The organism is Cobetia sp. 1CM21F (genome assembly GCF_023161745.1).
GTDB lineage: Bacteria > Pseudomonadota > Gammaproteobacteria > Pseudomonadales > Halomonadaceae > Cobetia > Cobetia amphilecti.
The window spans coordinates 1,230,680-1,251,085 of record NZ_JALNTQ010000002.1 but is presented as its reverse complement, the minus strand read 5'-3'; the positions used below and the strand labels follow the sequence as shown (position 1 = coordinate 1,251,085).

Sequence of the window (20,406 nt, the reverse complement as noted above, 5' to 3'; positions counted from 1 at the left end):
TCTCTGGCTGGAGAAAATAGCGGGGGGGGGGCGAGCCCGGCATGGGCCCGCCCCCGGTGTGGCGATGATCAGCCGTTGGCGCGTTCGAACTTCTCGAGCAGCGAATCGCCACGCTTGACGGCGTTGTCGAGACCGTCCTGCACGCTTTCCTTGCCGGAGAAGATCTTCTCCAGCTCTTCATTGATCACGTCACGAATCTGCACCATGTTGCCCAGGCGCAGGCCCTTGGAGTTCTCGGTCGGCGTCGCGGAGGTCATCTGGGTGATGGCGACGTCGGTGCCCGGGTTCTCGGCGTAGAAGCCCTGTTCGCGCGTCAGCTCTGCCGCGGCAGTGGTGATCGGCAGATAGCCGGTGAACTGGTGCCAGTCGGCCTGCACTTCGGGCTTTGAGAGGTACTGGAAGAACTTGGCGACGCCCTGGTATTCCTCATCGCTGTGACCGGACAGCACCCACAGCGACGCGCCACCGATGATGGAGTTCTGCGGTGTCTCGATCACGTCGCTGTCATAGGGCAGCGGTGCCACGCCGAACTCGAAGCCCTTGGCGCTTTCCTTGACGCCGGCATAGCTGGCGGAAGAGCCCATCATCATCGCGCACTCGCCGGAGTAGAACTTGGGCGCCGCGTCATCGAAGCGACCGCCGAACACGAAGCGCTTGTCGGCCTGCCAGTCATCGAGACGCTGGATGTGATCGACCACGGCGGTCTTGTTGAATTCAAGGCGGGTATCGGTGCCGGCGAAGCCATTGGCCTGGCTGGCGAAGGGCACGTCGTTGCGCGCCGAGAAGTTCTCCAGCATCACCCAGGACGGCCAGGTGGTGGTCAGGCCACAGCTGGCGGCGCCGGAATCGACGACCTTCTTGAGCGCAACGCCCATTTCCTGCCAGGTCTGCGGGAGGGAGTCGACGCCGGCCTTGGCCAGCACGTCCTTGTTGTAGTAGGTCACCGGCGTGGAGGAGTTGAACGGCATCGACAGCATCTTGCCGTCGGTGTCGGTGTAATAGCCGGTGACGGCAGACAGGTAGGCGTTCGGGTCGAAGGCGGTGCCTTCCTGCGGCGCGAAGTCTGCCATCAGCTGATGCACCGGGACGATCGCGCCCTTGGCGCTCATCATGGTGGCGGTGCCGACCTCGAAGATCTGCACGATGTCCGGGCCCTTGCCGGCGCGGAAGGCGGCGATGGCGGAGGTCATGGTCTCGGAGTAGTTGCCCTTGAAGACCGGCTTGACGACGTAGTCGTCCTGGCTTGCATTGAAGTCGGCCGCGATCTCGTCGACCTTCTTGCCGAGCCCGCCCCCCATGGCGTGCCACCATTCCACCTCGGTGGCGGCGAGGGCACTGGCGGAGGCGGAGGCGAAACCGATGGCCAGCGCGAGGCTGGCGAGGCGACGAGTCGCGGTGGCAGTCGTGCGGGTGCTTGCATGATGAGTCGGGCGGCGCATGGTCAAACTCCTGAGAGGTTCCCCTGGCCAGCTTCCGCAACAAAGAAGAAGGACGCTGGCCGCTGACGATCGATGGCGACGATCAAGTGAACATTTTCTTGTTCTTTTGATGATCGTCCGAAAAGCGTAGACGACTCTATAGCGCCCGCCTTACAACTTTGTGACAGGAAGATGTTCATTCGAGCGAGGCTGAACTTATGACTGAACTTATGGCTGAACTTGTGACTGAGCAGCGAGTGTGTGGCGTCGCCAGCTCGGCTCAGGCTGGCAAGCAAGGCGCCGGGGGCAACTCAAGGCCGGAATAAGCGGCCGGCGAGCGAGTGTGCTAGTCTTGCGCGCTGAAAATGCCTGTGGCGGAGAACGCGATGAAAGTGGTTGAAGTGAGTGCCGGTGCCCGACGTGATGCCTGTCTGGCGATGCTGTGCGCCGAAGTCCATGGCCGCGAAGGGGGTCTGGATGCGCTGGTGAGTTACGCCGGCGTGCGTGGGGTGTGGTTCGAGAATGAGATGGCGCGCCTGTTCGCGCTGGTCGACGATGCCGAGCGCATCCACTCTGCCGCGCTGCTGGTACTCGACGAGAACGCACGTGGCCTGAATCTGGCGCTATGGGCGACGCCGACGGTGCATCGCGGTCACGACCACGGCATCGCGCTGGTCTCCCAGCTGTCCGATCACGGCCGCCTGCAGGTGCGCATCACCGACAGCTCACTGGTCAGCGTGCTGCGTCGCGCCGGCATCAACGACTGGCTGGAGGCCGAGGCCGAAGGCGATCAACCGCGCGAGCTGGTCGGCATGAATCCGGCGGCGCGTGTCGGCAACCTGGCGGCCCTCGACGCGCCGTTGCGCCTGGACCGCGAGCGCATCAAGCGCTCCTTCAAGGCGCGCCCGAAGGACTTCGAGACCTACAAGAACGCCTTCGTGCGTGACCTGGAGCACTTCGCGCGTCATATCTGAGGATGAGATGACGCAAGCGAATGACATGCTCACCAAGACAAAGGCCCCGCTCATTGAGCGGGGCCTTTGTGGTTCAGCGATCAGTGATCAGTGATCAGTGATCAATTCCTGCGCCGATCAAGCGGGCGTCGGCCAGTCATCAGGCGGCGTCCTGCTGCGGGTTGGAGGCGGTGCCGTCACTCGCCATCGGCTTGCGCACGAAGGCGTCGAATTCGAAGTGGTCGACGGTCAGCATGTCGAGTACCTCGGCTTCGAAGACGCGCATGAAGTCGCCATCCTCGGCGGACAGGATGCCTGCCTCGACCGCCGCTTCGATACGCGCTTCCGGTGACAGTGCGTCGGCCGGAATCTCGCCCTTGTGGTAGGCCTTGGCCAGCGCCTTGTAGATCGGCTCGGCGCGCGGGTAGTCCTTGAGCAGCGCGTTGTAGCGGGCGAGGGCGTTGTCCTGCTGGCCTTCGTCCTGGGCGTCCCAGGTGTTGTCGGTCAGCTTGGCGCGCAGTGCAGTGTCGGTGGAGACGGCACGGGCGATCTCGCGGGTCAGGCTGTCCCTGGGCATGGCGAACTGACGGCCACGCGGCAGGGCGATCACGCGCAGGGCAGTGCCCAGCGCACGGTTGGGCAGGTTGGCGAACAGCTCATCCAGTGCCTTTTCCGCGCGGTGCAGCAGCCACTGCATGCTGTAGTGGAACAGCGCCTCTTCGTGTTCGCAGGCCTCGGATTCGTGCCACTGCTTGAGCGTCAGTGACGCCAGGTAGAGGTTGGAGAGCACGTCGCCCAGGCGCGCCGACAGCATCTCGCGCGCCTTGAGGCTGGAGCCGAGACTTGCCATGGCTGCATCGGCAGACAGCGAGAAGGCGGCGCTGAAGCGGTTGATGTGGCTGGCGTAGGGCGTGGCGACGGCGTCGAAGCCAGTGGCCTTGCCGCCGATGCCGAAGCTCTGGGTGAAGGCGCGTGCCGCGTTGCCGAAGATCAGGCCGGCATGGCGGAAGAAGGCCTTGTCGAAGGCGTTCAGGTCATCGGCGTCCTTGGCGGCCAGCTCTTCCAGCACGTAAGGATGGCAGCGGATCGCGCCCTGACCGAAGATCATCAGGTTGCGGGTCATGATGTTGGCGCCTTCCACCGTGATCGAGACCGGAGTGCCAGCGTAGGCCACGCCGATGTAGTTGCGCGGGCCAAGCGTCACGCCGCGTCCGCCGTGGATGTCCATGCCATCGGCCAGCAGCGAGCGGGCCATCTCGGTCAACTGGCTCTTGAGGATGGCGGAGGGCACCGCCGGCTTGTGGCCGTTGTCGATCATGTTGGCGGTGTGCAGCACCGACGCCTGGCTGATGTAGTTCATCGCGGCCATGCGGGCCAGCGGCTCCTGAACGCCTTCCATCTCGGCCACCGGCAGATTGAACTGACGACGGATGCGCGCAAAGCCGGCGCTCCAGCCCAGTGCGTAGCGCGAGATGCCCGCGGAACCGGACGGCAGGGTGATGCAGCGACCCACCGACAGACACTCGACCAGCATCTTCCAGCCCTGGCCGGCCATCTGCTCACCGCCGATCAGATAGCTGAGCGGAATGAAGACGTCCTTGCCGAAGATCGGGCCATTCATGAATGGCGCGCCGATCGGGTGGTGACGACGGCCGATGTCCATGCCGTCGGTGTCACGCGGAATCAGGGCGCAGGTGATGCCGATGTCTTCCACGTCACCCAGCAGGTGCTCGGGGTCGAACATGCGGAAGGCAAGGCCGACCACGGTGGCGACCGGCGCCAGGGTGATCCAGCGCTTCTCGAAGTTCAGGCGAATGCCGACGACTTCCTCGCCGTCATGCATGCCGCGACACACGATGCCGGTGTCCGGGATGGAGGTCGCGTCACTGCCGGCACGCGGGCCGGTCAGGCCGAAACACGGAATCTCGCGGCCATCGGCCAGACGCGGCAGGTAATGGTTCTTCTGTTCTTCGCTGCCGTACTTGAGCAGCAGCTCGCCCGGGCCGAGGGAGTTGGGCACGCCGACGGTGACCATCAGCGTCTCGTTGACCGCCAGCTTCTGCAGCACCAGCGACTGCGCCTTGGCCGAGAAGCCCAGGCCGCCATATTCCTTGGGAATGATCATGCCGAAGAACTTCTCGCGCTTGAGGTATTCCCACAGCGCTTCGGGCAGATCGGCACGCTCACGCGCGATCTCCCAGCTGTTGGTCATGCCGCAGGCGACAGAGCATTGATCGTCGATGAAGGCCTGCTCTTCGCTGGAGATGCCGTCGTTGCGCTGTGCGGTCAGGGTGTCCCACTGCGGCTTGCCGGAAAAGAGCTCGGCGTCCCAGAACACGGTGCCGGCTTCCAGCGCCACCTTCTCGGTGTCCGAGACCTTGGGGGAGACCTTCTTGAACATCGCGAACAGGCGCGGGCTGAGCCACTTGCTGCGCAGGGCCGGCAGGCCACACACCGCGACCAGTGCCGCGCCGATCAGCAGCAGGCAACCCAGTACCGGCGCGTCGACCGCCAGGCCGACGATACCGATGATGGCGAGAACGCCGATGGCCGCGAGGGCCCCGGCTTCGCGTGCCATGACGGTCAACAGACCGGCAACGGCGACAAGGATGAGGATGAGCTGCGTCATGGCAGGATCTCCGGGTGGCGAGGGATGGTGTCTTTGCATGGCGTTTCTACAGCGTAGCAGCCATGCGTTTAGAACAGTTGTTTGAATTCTCTTCAGCGTATCCCATGTTGCCCGACCCTGCAGTACGTCCAAGGTCTAAGGTGTGCGGATTCATTCTCGAAAAGGGCAGTCGCCCGGGGGAGGCAGTCGGCGAGCGCCAGACCGGGCTGAGTGAAAGCTGTCTGGCAGGCATGAAAAAGGCCCCGCAATGCGGGGCCTTGGACGATCGATAGCGCTTGCGTGCGTGAGGTCAGACTACCTGTCGCAGGCGTTGACTCGCACGGGCTCTGGCGTTGATCAGTGCTCAGCCATTGATCAGTGCTTAGTCATTGATCAGTGCTCAGTCATTGATCAGTGCTCAGCCATTGATCGGAGCGGAGTCGATCTTGCGCTTGGCGGGCTTCCTGGCCGGCGTGCCGGGTTCGATCACGAAGTAATCGGCGTCGGAGGGCGGCAGCGGCGCGCGGCCACGAATCTTGTCGGCCATCTTCTCGGCCAGCATGATCGTCGGCGCATTCAGGTTGCCGGTCGGGATGACCGGGAACAGCGAGGCATCGACGACGCGCAGGTTGTCGAGGCCATGCACGCGACCGGCACCATCGACCACTGAAGTCTCGTCACTGCCCATGCGGCAGCTGCCACACGGGTGGTAGGCGGTCTCGGCGTGGTTGCGCACGTACTCGTCGAGCTCGGCGTCGGTCTGCGCCTGGGCACCCGGTGCCAGCTCGCGGCCGCGGTAGGGGTCCAGCGCGGGCTGGGCGATGATCTCGCGGGTCAGGCGGATGGCGGCGCGGAACTCTTCCCAGTCACGCTCCTCGGCCATGTAGTTGAAGAAGATCGACGGCGCGGCCTTGGGATCGAGTGAGGTCAGGCGTACGCGGCCCTTGCTCTGGGAGCGCATCGACCCGACGTGCGCCTGGAAGCCGTGGCCCTGCACCGCGCTCTTGCCGTTGTAGCTGATCGCGATCGGCAGGAAGTGATACTGCAGGTTCGGCCAGGCTTCGTTGTCATCGCTGCGAATGAAGCCGGCGGCCTCGAACTGGTTGCTGGCGCCGACACCGGTGCCCTTGAGCATCCATTCCAGACCGATGGGCGGCTGGTTGTACCACTTGAGGGACGGATACAGCGAGATCGGCTGGGTGCACTCGTACTGGATGTAGAGCTCCAGGTGGTCCTGCAGGTTCTCGCCCACGCCCGGCAGGTGGTGGACCATCTTCACGCCCAGCGGCTCGAGATGTTCACGGTTGCCGACGCCGGAGCGCTGCAGGATCTGCGGCGAGGCGATGGCGCCGGCGCACAGCAGCACTTCCTTGCGCGCACGCACGCGGTGGTCCTGGCCCTTGCGCTCGTACTTCACGCCGACCGCCGTCTTGCCTTCGAACAGGATGACGTCGGTGGTGGCACGCGTCTCGATGGTCACGTTGGAGCGCTTCTTGGCGGTATCCAGATAGCCGCGCGCGGTGGAGGCACGACGGCCTTCCCTGGTCACGAAGCGGTCCATCGGGCCGAAGCCTTCCTGCTGGTAGCCGTTGACGTCTTCGGTGGCCGGGTAGCCTGCCTCGATGCCTGCCGCGATGAAGGCATGGTAGAGCTCGTTGTTGCCCTGCTTGGGCGTGGTGACCGACACCGGGCCGTCGCCGCCATGGTAGTCATTCGGGCCGATATCGCGCGTCTCGCACTTGCGGAAGTAGGGCAGGCACTCACGATAGTTCCAGTCGGCCAGGATGGGGTCCTTGGCCCAGTTATCGTAATCCAGCGCGTTGCCGCGGATGTAGCACATGCCGTTGATCAACGAGGAGCCGCCCAGACCCTTGCCGCGACCACATTCCATGCGACGGTTGTTCATGTGCGGCTCGGGATCGGTCTTGAAGTCCCAGTTGTAGCGCTGACCCTGCAGCGGGTACGCCAGCGCTGCGGGCATCTGGGTGCGGAAGTCGAAGCGGTGGTCGCGGCCACCGGCTTCCAGCAACAGCACACTGACATCGGCGTCTTCGCTCAGGCGGGTGGCCAGCACGTTGCCGGCGCTGCCGGCGCCGATGATGACGTAGTCGTATTCACGCTCGAATTGGCTCATGGAAGGTCCTCTCGTATCGGGTGCCACATGCGGGCACATGACGCCCCGTTCACGACGGGGAGTGGCCACTGCCGGGCTGCTGGATACGTTTGCTTGTCTGTGGTGAGCCGTCGGGGCACCGCATGACAGCAAGCTGCCATCGGTGACTCAACGACTCATCGGGATTCGGGCACTGCGCGCGGCGCTGGCGAACGACGCGGCGTGCAGCCGGCATGGCGAGTGTTCGACATGCCGGCAGGTGGGGCATCTGGCGCGTTGTCGTACTTGAGGTCCGGTGCTTAGGCCCGGTGCTTAGGCCCGGTGCTCAGGCCCCGTGCTTGAGGTCCGGGCTTGAGATCCGGTACTTCAGCCTCTGGCGCCAGAGGGTGCTGCTGTCATCAGGCCTTGTGGCCAGTGATGGCTCAGAAGGCGGACTCGAACGGGCCCATCTCGATCAGCACGGACTTGGTCTGGGTGTAATGAGACAGCGTCTCGACACCGTTCTCGCGACCGATACCGGACTGCTTGTAGCCGCCGACCGGCATTTCGGACGGCGACTCGCCCCAGGTGTTGACCCAGCAGATGCCGGCTTCGAGCTGGTGAATCACGCGATGCGCGCGGTTCAGGCTCTCGGTGAACAGGCCAGCCGCCAGGCCATAGGTGGTGTCGTTGGCGCGACGGATGACTTCCTCTTCACTGTCGAAGGACAGGATGGACATCACCGGACCGAAGATCTCTTCCTGCACGATGCGCATGTCATCGCTGCAGTCGGTGTAGACGGTCGGTGCGACCCAGGCGCCCTTGGCGAAGTCGCCTTCGCTCATGCGCTCGCCGCCGACCAGCAGACGTGCGCCGTCCTGCTTGGCGATCTCCAGATAGGAGACGACCTTGTCCAGGTGCTCGAAGCTGACCAGCGGGCCGAAGGTGGTGGCGCGGTCCTGCGGGTCGCCGGCCTTGATGCGCGCGACGCGCTCGACGATCTTGGCTTCGAAGGCGTCCTTGACGCTGGCTTCGACGAACACGCGGGTGCCGTTGGTGCACACCTGACCGGAGCTGTAGAAGTTGGCCATCATGGCGCCGTCGGCGGCACGGTCGAGATCGGAGTCGGCGAACACCAGCAGCGGGGACTTGCCGCCCAGCTCCATGGTGACTTCCTTGAGGCTGGAAGAGGCGGACGCGGACATGACCTTCTTGCCGGTGCCGGCTTCCCCGGTGAAGGAGATCTTGGCGATATCCGGGTGCTCGGTGAGCATCACGCCGACGCGGGCATCGCCCTGCACGACGTTGAACACGCCGTCCGGCAGGCCGGCTTCGGTGAAGATCTCGGCCAGCTTCAGTGCGCTCAGCGGAGTGACTTCGCTGGGCTTGAAGACCATGGCGTTGCCGGCGGCGAGAGCCGGGGCAGACTTCCAGCAGGCGATCTGGATCGGGTAGTTCCAGGCACCGATGGCGCCGATGACGCCCAGCGGCTCCTTGCGGGTATAGACGAAGGCTTCCTGGCGCAGCGGCATCTGGCTGCCTTCGATGGCCGGCGCGAGGCCCGCGTAGTACTCGAGTGCATCGGCACCGGTGACGATGTCGACCGCTTCGGTCTCGGACAGCGGCTTGCCGGTGTCGAGTGTCTCGAGCAGCGCCAGTTCGTCGTTGCGCTCGCGCAGCAGGTCCACGGCGCGACGCAGGATGCGTGAACGCTCCATGCCGGTCATCGCGGCCCACACCTTCTGACCCTGCAGGGCGCTTTCGACGGCGGTATCGACGTCGGCACCGCTGGCCTGCTGGATCTCGGCGATGACTCCGCCGGTGGCCGGGTTGACGGTCTCGAAGGTCTCGCCGGAGGTAGCCTCGACCCGACGGCCACCGATGTAGAGGGTCTGGGTCGGGAAGCTTGCGTTGCCGTTAGCCATGCGTGCGCTCCTTACTGGGTTCAGGGGAAGTGGGGGAGTCTGTCGCGTTCAGGGATGCTGCCATGTGACGTGTCAGCTGGTAGTCGACATATTCGTAGGCGAGGCGGCGTGCGCGCTCGACATCGAGGCCGGTCGGGTCCAGCGTACCGCGCAACCACAGGCCGTCGATCAAGGCGGCCAGTCCGGCCGCGGCATCACGTGCCTCGTTCAGCGGCATGCAGCGGCGGAACAGGGCACACAGATTGGAGATCAGCCGCCTGTCGTTGACTCGCTGCAGGCGTTCCAGCGGAATGCGGTGCATGCTGGAGGCCCAGAAGGCCAGCCAGGTCTTGGAGACGCTCTGATTGACCTGGCTGCGGTCAAAGTTGCCGTCGATCACCGCGCGCAGGTGGCTGCGGACGTCATCGTCGGCCAGTGCGGCGCGACGCTCACTGACGGCGCTGCGCAGGTCAGTGAGAATCTGGCGCATGGTGGCTTCCATCAAGCCATCCTTGCCGCCGAAATAGTGGCTGATGATGCCGGTGGACACACCTGCGTGACGGGCGATACGGGCCACGGTCGCGTCGGCGAGTCCTGCCTCATCGATGGCTTGCATGGTGGCCTGGATCAACTGGCGGCGGCGGATAGGTTCCATTCCCACTTTGGGCATCAACGGAGTCCTTTTCGTATATCGGGTCGGTGTGACACTTGGTGTGGCCATGGTACTGGATCATCACCGGTTTGCCGCGAGCGCTGCACCATGCTGTCGTGCGCAAAGTTTTTATTGAACGTTCAATTAACAAAAAGTGTAGAGGCTGGTTCCCGATGCGTCAAGTTGAGGCAAGGCGGGGCAGTCAGGGGGGCGGTTCGGAGTCAATCAAAGGGGAGGCGCACTAGGAAACAAGGGCCGGTGGCAGCCAGTGACAGGCGGGCGTTCAAGACTGTGGGTTGGAGAGTCCGGTTGGTAAAAGCGCTACAGTGCGGTAGAACATGGAGGGGCAGCATGTCGATCTCAACGTAGGTTGAACGTTGCGCCGATGGTCGAGAGTTGAATGACAACGAACAATAAAACAAGGGGTTAGCATGAAACGATCACCTGGTAAGGTGCTGTTGGCACTGGGCGTCTTCGCCGTGCCGGTCATGGCGAATCAGGCTCAGGCCGCCGTGTCGGAGGAATGTCGCACGGTGCGTTTCGCCGAAGTCGGCTGGACGGACATCACGGCCACCACCGCCCTGACGCGTGCCGTGCTGGAGGGGCTGGGCTATGAGACGACGTCTGACACCATCTCGGTGCCGATCGCCTATGCCGGCATGAAGAATGATGACTTCGATGTCTTCCTGGGCAACTGGATGCCCTCGATGGCCTCCATCAGTGACCCTTACATCGACAAGGGGCAGGTCGATCGCCCGCGCGCCAATCTCCAGGGCGCGAAATATACCCTGGCGGTGCCGCAGTATGTGCTGGATGCCGGCGTGACCTCGGTGGCGGACCTTGCCGACAATCTCGAGAAGTTCGATGGCCGCATCTACGGGATAGAGGCGGGTAACGACGGCAACATGATCATTGCCGACATGATTGATGACGACGCCTTCGGCATGGGCGAGTTCGAGATGATCGACTCCTCGGAAGCCGGCATGCTGGCGGAAGTGAAGTCGAAGATTGCCGCCGAGGAGTGGGTCGTGTTCCTCGGCTGGGAACCGCACCCGATGAATACCCGCTTCGAGATGGGCTATCTGGAAGGGGCCGATGATTACTTCGGGCCGAATCTGGGTGGTGCGACGGTGTATACCAATACTCGTGCGGGCTACAGCGAGGCATGCACCAACGTCGGGGCCCTGCTTTCCAATCTCGAGTTCACCCTGGAGATGGAAAACCAGCTGATGGGCGACATCATGGATGGCGGCGAAGACCCGGACGATGCGGCGGCCAGTTGGCTCAAGCAGAACCCTCAGGTGCTGGAGGCCTGGCTCAAGGGAGTCGAGACCGTGGAGGGTCAGCCTGGCCTTGCCGCGGTGAAGACATCGCTGGGGATCTGATCGGCCCGTCAGGCTCGTCTGTTGAGCTTTTGATAAAAAGTGCTTGCAATTCAGCAGCCTGACCTGCAATATACGCCTCGTCGTGTGGCTACATAGCTCAGCTGGTTAGAGCACATCACTCATAATGATGGGGTCCCCTGTTCAAATCAGGGTGTAGCCACCAGTGATTCCAAGGCCTGCATCCGTGCGGGCCTTGTCACATCTGGATGTCGCTTCGTGCGCTTTCGGAGGTGGATCCGGCAGGAGGAATCGAACGAGTTCTGCGGTGGTCTGAATGGCCGAAGGTGGTTGACGCCATTGAGTATTTCCGTATAATTCGTCGCGTGTTCAAGGTTGTTCCTCGATAGCTCAGTTGGTAGAGCAAATGACTGTTAATCATTGGGTCACAGGTTCGAGTCCTGTTCGAGGAGCCAATAGCACATGCAGCATGCTTGAAATGTCAGTCTGATAGCATCCATGATGATGTCACTGACAGATGGATTTCCGGTAGTTCCTCGATAGCTCAGTTGGTAGAGCAAATGACTGTTAATCATTGGGTCACAGGTTCGAGTCCTGTTCGAGGAGCCAATCCAAGGCTTCCTGCCAATGCCGGAAATGACGCTGATGGATGAGTTCCTCGTCATCAGCTTCGATATCGCCCTGATATCGCCCTGATATCGATCGATATTTTGTTGTTCCTCGATAGCTCAGTTGGTAGAGCAAATGACTGTTAATCATTGGGTCACAGGTTCGAGTCCTGTTCGAGGAGCCAATATCACTTCCCTGCTTCCCTCCGTGTTCTCTGTTGGTCGCACCATCGCTGCCTGAGCTTTGCTTGTTGGCCCTGACCGCAAGTGCTTTTTCTGATCTCTGTTCGCAAACCCTGCTTCCTCAGTTCTGCTCGCCAGTCCGCTCCTGCTCCGCATCTTGCTTTGGTATTTCGTGCTGCTTCGGCATTTCGTGCTTTCTGCCTCGAGAGTATGTTCCCGCGTCGCCAGCATTCTGCTGTCATCCTCTGCGCGGCAGCTGCCTGGCGTTGCGATGCTAGCCATTTCGTTTCTGCTGCTACGTTTTCTGTCTTGTCGTTGCTCCGTATGTGTTGCTTCGTATGTGTTGCTGCCTGTGCATTGTTGTGCGCGCGTTGCTGCCTCGCGCGGCCGTGATGCTGCGTGCCACAGGCTTTCTTTGTGGCACGAAAAAAGCCCCTGCGCTCGGTGTTGCATGAGAGCAGGGGCCTTGGCTGTCGACCGTGTCCGTCAGGTGGTGGCCGTGGTGTGAATCACGAGAGTCTAGCGATCACCGGTGAGGTGGGCGTAGTCGAGCAGGATCTCGGCACTTTCCTGAAGCTGGGCCTGATCGATCGGGTCCTTGGCTTCCTTGTCGGTGCTGCCTTCTTCGATATCGGCTTCCTGCTGCGGGTCACTCTCGGGGGAAGAGATGTGGTCGCTGGCGGCATCGAGTTCGGCAAAGCTTGTCAGTGGCTCGAGATTGAGGGCACGACGGCGCTTGTTTTCCAGTGCCAGCTGCTCGGCTTCCTGGGCATCCATCTCGCGTTTGCGCTGCTCACGATTGAGGCTGATGCTGGTCTGCTGCGCGCGCAGTGCCTTTGACAGCGCGACTTCGCTCTTCAGGTAGCTGAAGTTGGGGTCCTGTTCGACGCGGCTCTGGTGGCGGGCGCGCAATGCGGCCAGGTAGCGTGCCGGATCACCGTAGCGGCGATACTTCACCGGGCGCACCTGGTCCCAGGGCAGCGCGTAGTCGAGGCTGGATTCGCCGATCTCCTGCGGGTCGATGACGCTGGGGAAGGCGATGTCCGGCTTCACACCCTTGTTCTGGGTCGAGTCGCCGGAGATGCGATAGAACTTGGCGCGGGTCAGCTTGATCTCGCCTTCGCTCAGCGAGGAGATGGTCTGCACCGTGCCCTTGCCGAAGGTCTGGCTGCCGAGAATCGGGCCGCGGCCGTAGTCCTGGATCGCACCGGCGAAGATTTCGGATGCCGAGGCCGAGAGGCGGTTGACCAGCACGGTCAGCGGGCCGTCATAGTGGGTGCCGGCGTCGGTATCGCCGTAGAGGCTGATACGGCCGCGTGCATCACGCACCTGCACGGTGGGGCCGCGATCGATGAACAGGCCGATCATCGAATTGGCTTCCTGCAGGGCGCCGCCGCCGTTGTTGCGCAGATCGAGAATGATGCCTTCCACCTGCTTGGCCTTCAGTTCGTCGATCAGGCGCGCCACGTCGCGAGTGGTGCTGCGGTAGTCGTCTTCACCGGCCTGCCAGGCATCGAAATCGACATAGAAGGCGGGCACATGAATGACGCCGATCCTGTGGACGCCGTCATCGCGCTTGACGTCGATGACCTTGGCATTGGCAGCCTGGTCCTCGAGCTTGACGGTGTCGCGGGTGATGTCCAGTTCACGCGTCTTGGTGACATCCAGCGACTGGGCCGGAATCACTTCCAGGCGCACGACGGAGCCCTTCGGGCCGCGGATCAGGTCCACGACGTCATCCAGGCGCATGCCGACCACGTTGGTCCACTCACTGTCGCCCTGACCCTGGCCGACGGCCACGATGCGATCAGCCGGCTTGAGCTCGCCATCCTTCTCGGCAGGGCCACCGGGCACGAGACTCGAGACCTTGACGTATTCGCCTTCGGATTGCAGCAGGGCGCCGATGCCATCCAGCGACAGCTTCATCTGGATATCGAAGGATTCGCCCTGGCGCGGCGAGAAGTATTCACTGTGCGGGTCGATGCTTCCGGTCACGGCATGCATCACCAGCGTCAGGATATCTTCATCGTTGGTCTGCTTGATGCGCTTGAGCTGGTTGGAATAACGCTCGCTGAGCGTCTTGGCGATCTCGTCATCGCTCTTGTCGGACAGCGACATCGATAGCCAGGCATTCTTGAGGCGCTTGCGCCACAGCTCGTCGAGCTCCTGTTCGCTATCGGCCCATGGGCTGTCCTTGCGGTCCAGCGCCAGGCGATCGTCCTTGTCGAAATCGAAGCTCGGCTTGGCGTCCAGCGTCTTCACCAGCCAGGTGAGGCGTGCGGTGAGGCGTTGCTGATAGCGCTCGTAGAGGCCATAGATACGCTCGAGATCACCATCGACCATGGCGTCGTCGAAATCGTGACGCAGGTCGCTGAACTCGCTGATGTCCGCATCCAGCAGATAGGCTTTCTGGGGGTCGAGAGTCTTGAGGTATTGCGTAAAGGCGCGGTTGGCCCAGTGGTCATCCAGGGTCACATCTTCGTAATGCCCATAGCGCAAAGACTCGGCAACTTCGCGAGCAGCCTGTGCATCGGCGTCAGTAGGGGTGACCGCGGCACTGGCAGGGCCGGCCATGGCAAGACACAGGGCAACGAATGCCGTGCGCCGGACGTTTGCGAACAGGCTCATCAATGAAGCACTCCCGATTCATGTACACTCTGCTCCCTGAACGACCTCCCCGCAGGGGGTCGAGCGGGCATTGTAGCAGTCTCACGCACCATACACAGTTGTCTGGCGTTGATGCGTTGGGGTTGTGAAAACTCCGTCAGCGCAGGGCTTTGGCTGGCATGCCGCGCTTCTCGACGCCCCGCTGAATGGTGACTGGATGGCAGTCATGTCATCGAAGGGTCGTCACAGGTTTTCCCCATCATGTTTCTTCTTATACAGTGCCTTGCATATATCTTCGAGGACCAGACGCCATCATGACTCATGCGATTGCGGATTCCCGCGTTCCCGCACTGCTCGACTTCCTGTCTTCTTCTCCCACGCCGTGGCACGCGACGGCTTCCATGGCGCAGCGTCTTGAACAGGCGGGCTATCGTCGCCTCAGCGAGACGTCTTCCTGGCAGCTGGCGCCCGGTGAGCGCGCCTATGTCACGCGCAATGATTCCTCGTTGATCGCCTTTCAGCTCCCGAAGGGTGATACGTCACTGAGCTCACTTCGGATGATCGGTGCGCACACCGATTCGCCCTGTCTGCGCCTGAAGCCCAATCCGGCGCAGGCCAGTCAGGGCTGGTTGACGCTGGGCGTCGAGACCTATGGCGGCGTGTTGCTGAGCACCTGGTTCGATCGCGATCTGGGCCTTGCGGGCCGTGTCCAGGTGCGGCATGCGGACGGTCGTCGCGAGACGCTGCTGCTGACGGTCATGCGTCCGTTTGCCTGCGTGCCGAGCCTGGCGATCCATCTGGATCGTGACGTCAACAGCGGGCGTGCCATCAATGCCCAGACCCAGATGTCAGCCGTGGTCATGCAGCTTGGGAAAGAGGCCGGGACGCCCGCGGAGGCCTTCAATGCGCTGTTGATCGAGCTGATCGAGGAGCAGCACGGCGTGCGAATCGCGGATGTCGTCGACTTCGAGCTGGGCCTGCATGATCTGCAGCCGGCGGCGCAGTCGGGGCTGAAGGGTGAGTTGATCACCAGTGCGCGCCTCGACAATCTGCTGTCCTGCTTCGTCGGTCTCGAGGCTCTGCTGGAGGCTGATGGCAGTCAGGGGGCGCTGTTCGTCACCACCGATCATGAGGAAGTCGGCAGTGCCAGCGCCTGTGGTGCCCAGGGGCCCTTCCTGGCTGATGTGCTCAAGCGCATCAATCACTACGTCGGCTTGGACAGCGAAGAAGGCTATCAGTGCCTCGTGCAGCGCTCCTTGATGATTTCTTGCGATAATGCCCACGCCGTGCACCCCAATTTCGCGGACAAGCATGATGCGGGGCATGGGCCGAAGTTGAATGCCGGGCCGGTCATCAAGGTCAATGCCAATCAGCGTTACGCCACCAACAGCACCACGGCCGGGCTGTTCCGTGAGATGTGTCGCGAGCAGGATGTGCCGGTGCAGACCTTCGTCAGCCGTGCCGACATGGGCTGTGGCAGTACCATCGGGCCGATCACCGCCAGTGAGGTGGGGGTGCCGACCCTGGATGTGGGGCTGCCGCAGTGGGGCATGCACTCGATTCGTGAGACATCCGGCAGTGCCGATGTCGCCATGCTGATCAAGGTGCTGGTAGCCTTCTGCAATCGCGAGCAGCTGGATTGAGTCGAGCCGGATTGTGCTGAGAGAGCGGGCGCTTATCGTAATATCGTAAAAAGACGAGCCTGGAAAAAGGGCGGCCTGCGGGTCGCCCTTTTTGATGTCTGTGACCTGGCTCGAGGATTGCGGCGCAGGGCGCTGGATGCGCGAGTCTTGCGTATGGATCGCGCACAACGAAAAAGGCCTGACTGCAAGCAGTCAGGCCTTTCGAATCTTGGTTGGTGGCTACACCCTGATTTGAACAGGGGACCCCATCATTATGAGTGATGTGCTCTAACCAGCTGAGCTATGTAGCCGTCCAACGGAGGCGAATATTACGGATTGCCCGTGATGTTGTCAACGCATCAGCGCGAAAAAGTGGCAGGGAATTCATCAGGCTAGCGTCCAGGCCGCGCAGCGAGGGCATCAGGTAGGCTGTCGGAGAGAGAGCTGGGGAGAGCCTCTCGCGAGATGGCGCGTGCGATGAGGTCGCCACTGGCGCAGGCCAGCGTGAAACCCAGACTGCCATGGCCGACGTTCAGCCACAGATTGTCCGGGCTGTTCGTTTGCCGGGGACGGCCGAGGATCGGCGGCCCCTTGGGCGTACTGGGGCGCAGTCCGGCCCAGGGAGTGGCCTGCGCGAAATCGCCGGCTGCGGGGAAGGTGGCGCTGGCCAGCTTGCGCAGGGCGGCAATGCGCTGCTCATCCAGTTCGGGGTGGAAGCTGTCGCGTTCCTGCTGGCCGATATCCACCATCGCCGCGACGCGCAGCTGGCGCGATGCCGACGACTCCAGGTCGGCATAGACCACCTTGCGTGCCGAGTCGGTGACGCTGATGCGCGGCGCGGCCGTCTCGGGGGTGTCAGCTGCCAGTGGCAGGGTGAGGCTATAGCCCTTGAGCGGCTGCAGGGGCAGGCGGATGCCCAGTGGGCGCACCAGCTCGGCGGCATGATTGCCGGCCGCGATGACGACCTCTTCGACGGCATGGCATTCTCGGCGGCCATCAAGGTGTCTGAGCTCGAGTTGCTCGATGCGGCCGTTGCGTGCGCTCAGCGCGGCGACGCGCGTGTTGGCGATGCGCGTATAGCGCCCGGAAGCCTGCAGCTTGCGCTCCAGCGCCTGACAGAAGGCATGGCAATCCGCCGTCTCGTCCGAGGCGCTGAAGATGCCGCCTGACAGATGGGCTTGCTGATGGGCCAGTGAGGGCTCCAACGTGATGCATTGGCGCGCATCGAGCACCTGCTGGTCCTGCGGGGCGACGCGCGCGGCGGCCGCCTTGTCGAGCGCCTTGGGATCACGGTGGATCACCAGCTTGCCGCGCTGCTGCCAGGCGAAGTCGCCGAGCGCATCTCGAGTGCGCCACTCGCTCATGATCGCCTGGCTGTGCAGAGCCAGCGAGAGCATCTGCGCTGCGCTGGCCTGATGGGTGCGGTGATTGCAGGCGGCCACAAAGCGGGCCATCCAGCGCCATTGTGCGGGGTCCAGATTCGGGCGCAGTTTCAGCGGTGCCTCATTGCCTGCCAAAAGCCACTTGATGGCCTGGCGGGGCACGCCGCTATCGGCCAGTGGCGCCACATAGCGATAGCTCAGCTGGCCGCCATTGGCGTGGCTGGTCTCACTGGCGACCTCGGCATGGGCGTCGATCAGGGTCACGCAGTGGCCGGCGCGTACCAGGGCGTGGGCACTGGCGAGGCCGATCACGCCGCCTCCGATGACGGTCACGTGGCGTTGCATGCTGGGCTCCCGGGTCGTGAAGGTCGTGTTGCGTTGTGTTCGAGCTTGCCGGTCGCTGGCGTGAGTGGCGAATGAAAAGGATGTGCTGCGCCATAACCCGAGGTTATGGGGTAACCTGATGCGCAGGCGCTCAAGTGCGCCCTCAAGTTAGCCCTCTAGACAACCGGACAGGGAGATAGCGCATGCGGCTCAGGGACCTGGAGATCTTTCACGCCGTCCTGCAGGCCGGTAGCGTGACCGGCGCGGCGCGGTTGCTGCATATCTCCCAGCCAGCGGCGAGCAAGGCGCTGCAGCAGGTCGAGCGCCAGTGGGGCATCACGCTGTTCACGCGCAGTGCAGGGCAGCTTCATCCCACCGAGGAGGCGCGCAAGCTGGAAGCGGCCAGTCAGGGAATGCTCGGTCAGCTGAACGATGTGAGACGGCTGGTCGATGGCTTGCGTGAGGGCGAGGCACGCACGCTCAAGGTGGTGGCAACGCCTGCCATCGCCCAGCAATTGTTGCCGCAGGCGCTGGGTCAGTGGCGCCGGCGTCAGCCGCGGGTCAGCTGTGAGCTGGCGACCCAGCATACCCGCGAGATCGTCGATGCCCTGTTGCTGCATGAGGTCGATATCGCCTTCACGCTGAGTGCGCCGACGCATCCTGCGCTGATGACGCGTCCGCTGGTGCGCATGCCGCTACTGGTGCTCGGGCCCGCAGGGTATTGGGCACAGGACTGTCAGCAGACGCCGATGACGGTGGCGGAGCTTGCCGGTCAGCGCCTGATCGCGCTGGGAGCGCACGACCCGCTGGCGCGGCGACTCGATGGTCTGCTGGCGAGCGTGGCGCAGGAAGCTTCAAGCGCTTTGCCATCCTCACCGCGCATCGTGACGCGTGTGCAGACCTATCCACTGGCGGCGGCGCTGGTTCAGGCGGGGGAGGGGCTGGCGGTGGTCGATGCGATCACGGCGCATGCCGCCACTACGGAGCGCGGCTTGAGCGCTCGTCAGCTGCCCCAGGCGGGTGAGCTGGTGCTGAGTGCCGTGTGGCGACGCGAGGCGGGGCGTTCGCGGCTGGCGCAGTCACTGGCGGACCAGCTCGCCAGGCAGGCCGCGCAGTGGCTGCAGGTGCCGCTGGCAGAGCCCTCAGCGGTCTGAGCCCTTCGCTGGTTGAGCTCTCTGTTGGTTAAGACCTCCACGGCTTGATCGGTGCCCCTGATTGAACCGTTTGCCGCACCACAACGCAGAACGGCCCTGACCTCGTGAGAGATCAGGGCCGTTCTGTCAGGACAGGCTGTCAGGGCGTCAGCTGGGCCTGGGCGTCGCCGGGCACCGGTGAGCCATCAGACATTGAAGCGGTAGTGCACCACGTCGCCATCCTTGAGGATGTAGTCCTTGCCTTCCAGGCGCCACTTGCCGGCATCCTTGGCGCCTTGCTCGCCCTTGTAGGCGATGAAGTCGTCATAGGAGATGACTTCGGCACGGATGAAGCCTTTCTGGAAGTCGGTGTGGATGACACCAGCGCCTTCCGGTGCGGTAGCGCCGATCTTGACGGTCCAGGCACGCACTTCCTTCACGCCAGCGGTGAAGTAGGTCTGCAGACCCAGCAGCTCGTAACCGGCGCGGATGACGCGGTCCAGGCCCGGCTCTTCCATGCCCAGCTCGTCGAGGAACATCTCGCGCTCTTCCTCGTCCAGCTCGGCGATCTCGGCTTCGATCTTGTTGCATACCGGCACGACGCTGGCGCCTTCGTTGGCGGCAATGCCGCGCACGATATCGAGGTAGGGATTGTTCTCGAAGCCTTCCTCGCTGACGTTGGCGATGTACATGGTCGGCTTGAGGGTCAGGAAGCCGAAACCGCGCACGATCTTCAGGTCGTCATCGCTGAGACCGAAGCTGCGCAGCGGCTGGCCTTCGGCCAGGTGCGGCTGGATGCGTTCCAGCACGGCCTTGGTGGCGATGGCTTCCTTGTCGCCGCCCTTGGCGACACGGGCCAGACGCTGGATGCTGCGCTCGACGCTGTCGAGATCGGCCAGGGCCAGCTCGATGTTGATGGTCTCGATGTCGGCGGCCGGGTCGACGTGGTTGGCGACGTGGATGACGTTGTCATCCTCGAAGCAACGCACCACGTGGGCGATGGCGTCGGTCTCGCGGATGTTGGCCAGGAACTTGTTGCCCAGACCTTCGCCCTTGGAAGCGCCCGCGACCAGACCCGCGATATCGACGAATTCCATGGTGGTCGGGATCACCTTCTCCGGCTTGACGATCTCGGCCAGCGCGTTCAGGCGAGGGTCAGGCATCGGCACGATACCGGTGTTCGGCTCGATGGTGCAGAAGGGGAAGTTCTCGGCGTCAATGCCCGACTTGGTCAGTGCATTGAAGAGAGTGGACTTGCCGACGTTCGGCAGGCCGACGATGCCGCAATTGAAACCCATGGCGCTAGATCCTGGTGTGACGTATCGAATGGGGCGTGGCACTGGCAGTCGTCTCGACCAGCAGGCTCTGAGTGCACGGGCACTGGGCATGCGGGGAAACGAGTGGGCAGGCACGGAATGAAGACAGGCGGGAAGTGTAAGGCCTCATGCCGCCGAGGTCATCCATTGGGCGCATGTCGCGCGACAAATGATGCCTTTTGCTGCTGATCGCGTGGCGAGATGCGCGCACGCAAGCGAGGTGATGCGCTGAGCGAATCACCGAAATTCGGAGAGGGGTGG

The 20,406-nt window shown here is 63.1% G+C and carries 12 protein-coding genes and 5 tRNA genes; 8 read left to right on the top strand and 9 right to left on the bottom strand.

Annotation, left to right across the window (positions count from 1 at the left end):
• Positions 1 to 68 precede the first annotated feature (68 nt).
• The gene (gene ugpB, locus MSG32_RS11050; protein WP_248379587.1) at positions 69 to 1,439 is read right to left on the bottom strand and encodes a sn-glycerol-3-phosphate ABC transporter substrate-binding protein UgpB; all 1,371 of its coding nucleotides are present in this window, start codon (positions 1,437 to 1,439) and stop codon (positions 69 to 71) included.
• 365 nt (positions 1,440 to 1,804) lie between these two features.
• Between ugpB and MSG32_RS11045 the strand changes: the two genes are divergently transcribed.
• Positions 1,805 to 2,392: a hypothetical protein gene (locus MSG32_RS11045; RefSeq protein ID WP_054555137.1), complete on the top strand. Its 588-nt coding sequence runs from the start codon at positions 1,805 to 1,807 to the stop codon at positions 2,390 to 2,392.
• A gap of 139 nt (positions 2,393 to 2,531) precedes the next feature.
• Here the strand turns inward: MSG32_RS11045 and MSG32_RS11040 are convergent, their stop codons facing one another.
• The 4 genes from MSG32_RS11040 to betI form a co-directional block, all read right to left on the bottom strand.
• Positions 2,532 to 5,000 carry an acyl-CoA dehydrogenase gene (locus MSG32_RS11040; RefSeq protein WP_248379584.1) on the bottom strand — a complete coding sequence of 823 codons (2,469 nt, stop codon included), beginning with the start codon at positions 4,998 to 5,000 and terminating at the stop codon, positions 2,532 to 2,534.
• 397 nt (positions 5,001 to 5,397) lie between these two features.
• On the bottom strand, positions 5,398 to 7,113 hold the full coding sequence (gene betA / locus MSG32_RS11035; RefSeq protein ID WP_248379582.1) for a choline dehydrogenase: 1,716 nt from the start codon (positions 7,111 to 7,113) through the stop codon (positions 5,398 to 5,400).
• 401 nt (positions 7,114 to 7,514) lie between these two features.
• The gene (betB, locus tag MSG32_RS11030) at positions 7,515 to 8,996 is read right to left on the bottom strand and encodes a betaine-aldehyde dehydrogenase (RefSeq protein WP_248379569.1); all 1,482 of its coding nucleotides are present in this window, start codon (positions 8,994 to 8,996) and stop codon (positions 7,515 to 7,517) included.
• A complete protein-coding gene (betI, locus tag MSG32_RS11025) occupies positions 8,989 to 9,645 on the bottom strand; it encodes a transcriptional regulator BetI (protein WP_248379567.1) in 657 nt (218 codons plus the stop codon). Before betI ends, betB begins: the two co-directional genes overlap by 8 nt.
• Positions 9,646 to 10,115: 470 nt before the next feature.
• On the opposite strand from betI, the gene MSG32_RS11020 reads away from it, so the two are divergent.
• From MSG32_RS11020 to MSG32_RS11000, 5 genes are all read left to right on the top strand, one after another.
• A complete protein-coding gene (locus tag MSG32_RS11020) occupies positions 10,116 to 11,012 on the top strand; it encodes a choline ABC transporter substrate-binding protein (protein ID WP_225996482.1) in 897 nt (298 codons plus the stop codon).
• Positions 11,013 to 11,098: 86 nt separating this feature from the next.
• A tRNA-Met gene (locus MSG32_RS11015) sits at positions 11,099 to 11,175 on the top strand.
• 174 nt (positions 11,176 to 11,349) lie between these two features.
• Positions 11,350 to 11,425: transfer RNA gene (locus tag MSG32_RS11010), tRNA-Asn, on the top strand.
• A gap of 78 nt (positions 11,426 to 11,503) precedes the next feature.
• Positions 11,504 to 11,579: transfer RNA gene (locus MSG32_RS11005), tRNA-Asn, on the top strand.
• 108 nt (positions 11,580 to 11,687) lie between these two features.
• Positions 11,688 to 11,763: transfer RNA gene (locus tag MSG32_RS11000), tRNA-Asn, on the top strand.
• Positions 11,764 to 12,280: 517 nt separating this feature from the next.
• Here the strand turns inward: MSG32_RS11000 and MSG32_RS10995 are convergent.
• Positions 12,281 to 14,389 (bottom strand): carboxy terminal-processing peptidase, encoded by a 2,109-nt coding sequence (locus MSG32_RS10995; protein ID WP_248379565.1) that lies wholly within the window; start codon positions 14,387 to 14,389, stop codon positions 12,281 to 12,283.
• A gap of 293 nt (positions 14,390 to 14,682) precedes the next feature.
• On the opposite strand from MSG32_RS10995, the gene MSG32_RS10990 reads away from it, so the two are divergent.
• Positions 14,683 to 16,011, top strand: coding sequence for a M18 family aminopeptidase (locus tag MSG32_RS10990; protein ID WP_248379562.1), 1,329 nt, complete (start codon positions 14,683 to 14,685; stop codon positions 16,009 to 16,011).
• Positions 16,012 to 16,224: 213 nt separating this feature from the next.
• On the opposite strand, the gene MSG32_RS10985 is transcribed toward MSG32_RS10990, so the two are convergent.
• Positions 16,225 to 16,301, bottom strand: a tRNA-Met gene (locus MSG32_RS10985).
• An 81-nt stretch (positions 16,302 to 16,382) separates the two neighbouring features.
• Positions 16,383 to 17,717, bottom strand: a complete 1,335-nt coding sequence (locus tag MSG32_RS10980) for a D-amino acid dehydrogenase (protein ID WP_248379559.1) — start codon at positions 17,715 to 17,717, stop codon at positions 16,383 to 16,385.
• A 182-nt stretch (positions 17,718 to 17,899) separates the two neighbouring features.
• Between MSG32_RS10980 and MSG32_RS10975 the strand changes: the two genes are divergently transcribed.
• On the top strand, positions 17,900 to 18,850 hold the full coding sequence (locus MSG32_RS10975) for a LysR family transcriptional regulator (protein WP_248379557.1): 951 nt from the start codon (positions 17,900 to 17,902) through the stop codon (positions 18,848 to 18,850).
• 185 nt (positions 18,851 to 19,035) lie between these two features.
• Here the strand turns inward: MSG32_RS10975 and ychF are convergent, their stop codons facing one another.
• The gene (gene ychF, locus MSG32_RS10970; protein ID WP_107335448.1) at positions 19,036 to 20,127 is read right to left on the bottom strand and encodes a redox-regulated ATPase YchF; all 1,092 of its coding nucleotides are present in this window, start codon (positions 20,125 to 20,127) and stop codon (positions 19,036 to 19,038) included.
• Between the last annotated feature and the right edge of the window lie 279 nt (positions 20,128 to 20,406).